Source organism: Thermoleptolyngbya sp. M55_K2018_002, from assembly GCF_015295965.1.
In the GTDB taxonomy this organism is placed as follows: Bacteria; Cyanobacteriota; Cyanobacteriia; order Elainellales; family Elainellaceae; genus Thermoleptolyngbya; species Thermoleptolyngbya sichuanensis.
Genome location: NZ_DVEA01000293.1, coordinates 1 through 4,292, shown reverse-complemented (window position 1 = coordinate 4,292; position 4,292 = coordinate 1). Strand labels below are relative to the sequence as shown.

At 58.1% G+C, this 4,292-nt stretch carries 3 protein-coding genes; 1 reads left to right on the top strand and 2 read right to left on the bottom strand.

Annotated elements, in window-relative coordinates:
* Positions 1–101: 101 nt before the first annotated feature.
* Both IGS51_RS15035 and IGS51_RS15030 read right to left on the bottom strand, forming a co-directional pair.
* Entirely contained in the window at positions 102–1,703 is a 1,602-nt protein-coding gene (locus IGS51_RS15035) for a hypothetical protein (RefSeq protein ID WP_297079415.1), read from the bottom strand.
* Between the two features lie 161 nt (positions 1,704–1,864).
* Positions 1,865–2,842, bottom strand: a complete 978-nt coding sequence (locus IGS51_RS15030; protein WP_172354273.1) for a glycosyltransferase family 2 protein — start codon at positions 2,840–2,842, stop codon at positions 1,865–1,867.
* A gap of 465 nt (positions 2,843–3,307) precedes the next feature.
* On the opposite strand from IGS51_RS15030, the gene IGS51_RS15025 reads away from it, so the two are divergent.
* Positions 3,308–4,292: serine/threonine-protein kinase (locus IGS51_RS15025; protein ID WP_297079411.1), on the top strand; the 985-nt coding region annotated here is incomplete at its 3' end.

Below are 4,292 nucleotides of genomic sequence, written 5' to 3'. Positions count from 1 at the left end.
GTTGGAAAGGGGATTGGAAAGGGGGCGATCGCCTATTTACTTCGCCTATTTACTTCGTCTATTTACACGGTGGGCGATCGCTCTTGGTCTATGCTTCAACGCTAAATCTCTCGCTCCACCACTAGCGTTTCACCAGGACGCAGTGCCCTAACTTGGTCGGTCAGGTCGAGCCAGGGTTGCAACTGACCCGCTTGGAATGTGCGGCTCATGACGACGTAGATCGAGGTCTGGTCGCCGCCAATGCCAGCCTTCACCACAGGTCGCCAGTCGTCGGCGCGGAGTTCGTCAGTAATGCGCCACCGTCCGGTTTCTCCATCGCCCACCCAGCGCAGCCGCCGCGAAAATCGGAAGGGGGCTGGCTTTTTGCCGACGATCAGCATTTTTTGCAATAGTTTGCGGATTAGGTTAGGGAAGAAGCGCCCCACCGTCAGCATGACCACGCGCAAAATCATGAGGTTTAGCGGGGTCATCTGCTTTTGCTTGGCCCAGCCGAGGTTGCCTTGAATTGTGAGGTCGTTGGGTTCCAGGTGAATATCATAGCTGCCGACGAGGTGACCCACGGCGTTTTTCAGCTTGCGGCCCTGTTGTACTTGCAAGGAGAACTGCGTGTCGGAGAGCAAGAGGCGATCGCCCCGAAACAGCTTAAACACGCCGCCCTTGTTCAGCCCCAAGTATAGCTCCGTGTCGCCCCGGCGATCGACCAGAATCTTCGCCTCCGGCAGCCACAGGCTTTCCTTGGGGCGATAGTCCACCGTCGGGCGCTGGGGCACAAAGTCTTGCCACGCCAGCAGATAGTTCCAGGTGTGGTGGCCAATGATGTGGTCGTCGGCATAGCAGGGCGCTTTGCCGTTGGCTAGCCCGCGCAAGAAGCGATCGTTGATACTGAGCGCCTCCGGCATCCACTGCCCCACCAGCTCAAAGCCGTAGGGAAAAAAATTGTACGTATTGCGGCTGGTATATTCGCCGCCAAAGGAGCCGTCGGGATGGATAAAATGCGCTGCCAGCCCCACGGCTTTTTCCAGCGACTCCTTCAGGCGAATATCGGGAATCAGCCGATATAGCCACGCCAGACAGGAAATCGTCAGCGTGTGATAGCCCGGATCGCAGCCTTCATATTCCTGAAACCAGCCCTCCGCGCTCTGCCAGGACAACACCTGTTCTAGCCGCTGCGCCTTGGCCGCCTCCCAGTGCGATGTATTCAGCATCCGCGACAACAGCTCCAGACCCAGCACGATCAGCGCCTGGTGATTCGTCAGCCGCCCGCTCTCTTGATGATGGGCCAGCCAGTCGGCCCGCCGCACCAAGAACCGAATGATTTCGTCATTTTGCAGCCCCAGCCGCCGATAGCTTTCAACAAACGCCAGCAGCGAAAAGGCCGCCGCCCCGCCCGCCCGCTCGAAGGGAAAATAGTCATCGCACGACCCGTCCTTGTGGGCGCTTTTTGCCGCGTAGAGAATCCCCACCTCCACCCAATCCCGAATCGCCGACTGCCGATAGTAGGGATTGTCTGGTGCATCTGCTTCATAGGCCAGGGCCAGCGGCAGCACAAATTCTTGGGCCATGCCGCTGGGAAAGTCGATGATTTTGTAATGCCAGAAGTTGCGATCGAAGCAGCCGTAGGTAGGGCTGTGGGGATTGCGATCGCCCAGCGTCAGGATCTTGGGAATTTGGGCCAGCGCTTCGCGGGCAAAGAGGTCACGCATTGCTTCAGGAAAGGTTTGGGGAAATATTTGGAGGGAAAGGTTTGGGGAAATATTGGGGGGAAGTATTTGGAGAAATATTGGGGAACGGTTTGGAGCGACCGAGCATCCGGCAATTTAATCATCCCATTCCATGATTTCTATCATTCATTCCAGTCCATCATTCATTCCAGCGCCCTTTCCCCTTTCTGTCTCTCCCGCTCCAACTCGATACGCCGTAGCCGCAGGCGATTTTCCTCCAGCAGTTGCCGATTTGCCGCCATCAAGTCTGCTACTAGTCCAAACATCCAAAGCTGGAAGCCGATCAGCACCAGCACCGCCGCCAGGATCAGGCTCGGCGCACGGGCGCGGGTGGGGTCATCGAACCAGTACAGCAGCAGCCAGCGCAGGCCCAGCAGTGCGCCCAGCCCCATTGGCAATGTGCCCGCCATCAGGAAAAAGCGCAGCGGCCGATAGAGCATGAAGATTCGCAGAATCGTGGTGGCCGATCGCCACACGTAGGACGGAATGCTGCGAACCAGGCGCGACTTGCGGGTTTGCGGATTGGTGCGAATCGGCACGGAGGCGATCGCCATTCCTTTTTGCCCCGCCTGGATAATGGTTTCCAGCGTGTAGGTGTAGTTATTGAACACGTTAAGCTGCATGGCGGCCTCGCGGCTAAAGGCGCGGAACCCGCTGGGCGCATCGGGCACGTCGGTATTGCTGGCCAGCCGCACGATGGAGCTACCCAGGTTTTGCAGCACCTTTTTGGTGGTGGAAAAGTGTTTTGTCTCCCAGATCGGGCGTTCGCCAACGACGATTTCCGCCTGCTTATGCAAAATTGGCTGGATCAGCCGGGGAATGTCTTCGGCGCAATATTGATTGTCTGCGTCGGTGTTGACGATAATATCGGCCCCGGCCCTGAGGCAAGCCTCTAAGCCTGCCATAAAACCTTTGGCTAAGCCCTGATTGGTCGAAAAGTTGACGATGTGATCGACCCCGTAGGCTTTGGCCACGTCCACCGTGCGATCGCGGCTGCCATCGTTAATAATCAGCCATTCCACCACGTCTACTCCTGGAACCTGGCGCGGCAGTTCCGACAGCGTTAGCCCCAGCGTCTTCTCTTCGTTGTAGCAGGGAATTTGAATAATCAGCTTGGTCATAGGTTCAGCCCATCGCCCCCACACCCCGATTGCCCCACATCCCGATTACCCCATATCCCGATTACCCCACATCCCGATTACCCCACATCTCGATTGCTATAGAGGGCGATCGCAGGCGCAAAACAGTTCCCACAGTTGATCCAGATTCCGTTGATCCAGTGTCCAGATGATCCAGTGTCCAGACCGTTCGCAAAAATGGTTGTAGAAGGATTAAACACCCAATCATAAATGCCAGTAAAACACGAATAGGCAACCGCCGATTCGCCTGGGCAGATTCGCTTGGGCAGATCAGTCTGGGCAGCTTCGCCTATCAATCGGCCAGGGGCCTTTGCGGTTCCTCCCGACTCCCTTTGCTAGACTAGGCTAGGTTTAGCCAGGTCAGCTTGCAGTTCAGAATTACCAGAATCAAACGACTGCTCAGCCATTCCAGGATTTCGCAACCCTAACCCCCCCACCCTTCCAGCCATGTCGCTCTATTGCAGCCAAGGCCACGCCAACACCCCCGGCAGTCGCTTTTGCAACTGGTGTGGAGAGGCGCTATCGACAGCGGCGGGCGGGCAGGAATTATTGGGCGATCGCTACAAGATTGTGCGCGAGCTGGGGCACGGTGGCTTTGGGCGGACATACCTGGCAGAAGACCAGAACCGCTTTCGAGAATCCTGCGTGCTGAAGGAGTTTGCGCCCCAGGTGCAGAGCAGCTACGCCCTGCAAAAGGCAGAGGAACTGTTTCAGCGAGAAGCGGGCGTGCTGTATCAGCTTCAGCATCCCCAAATTCCCCGCTTTCGGGAACTCTGCCGTACCCAGTTCAACGGCAAGCCCAGTCTGTTTTTGGTGCAGGACTATGTGGACGGGCCGACCTATCGCCAACTGCTGGATCAGCGCCGCCTCCAGGGAAAAACCTTTTCGGAAGCGGAAGTGACGCAACTGATGCGCGATCTGCTGCCCGTGCTGCACTATATCCACAGCCTGGGCGTGGTGCATCGCGACATTGCGCCGGATAACCTGATTTTGCGAACCGCCGATCAACTGCCCGTGCTGATCGACTTTGGCGGCGTAAAGCAGGTCGCCGCGTCCGTCGCCTCGCAGTACACGCCCAGCGCCCCCACGCCAACCCGCGTCGGGAAGGTGGGCTACGCGCCAGACGAGCAGATGGATCACGGACAGGTCTATGCCCACAGCGATTTGTATGCGCTGGCGGTGACGGTGCTGGTGCTGCTGACGGGCAAGGAACCGGGGGAGTTGGGCGATTTGTCGGCGGGTACGTGGTGGCAGGGAATCAAGCTGAGTCCAACGCTCAGCCGCACGCTGATGAAAATGCTGGCCGACTCGCCACGGGATCGCTTCCAGACCGCCGCTGAGGTGCTGCAAGCCCTGCAACCCCTGCCAGGAGCGAATCCCAGCCTGCTGACCCCACCGGGAACCTTGCCACCCGCCGCCTACCCATCGCCCG

Coding starts and splice junctions, on each gene's coding strand:
- IGS51_RS15030 (WP_172354273.1), bottom strand. CDS start 2,842: ATGACCAAGCTGATTATTCAAATTCCCTGCTACAACGAAGAGAAGACG.
- IGS51_RS15035 (WP_297079415.1), bottom strand. CDS start 1,703: ATGCGTGACCTCTTTGCCCGCGAAGCGCTGGCCCAAATTCCCAAGATC.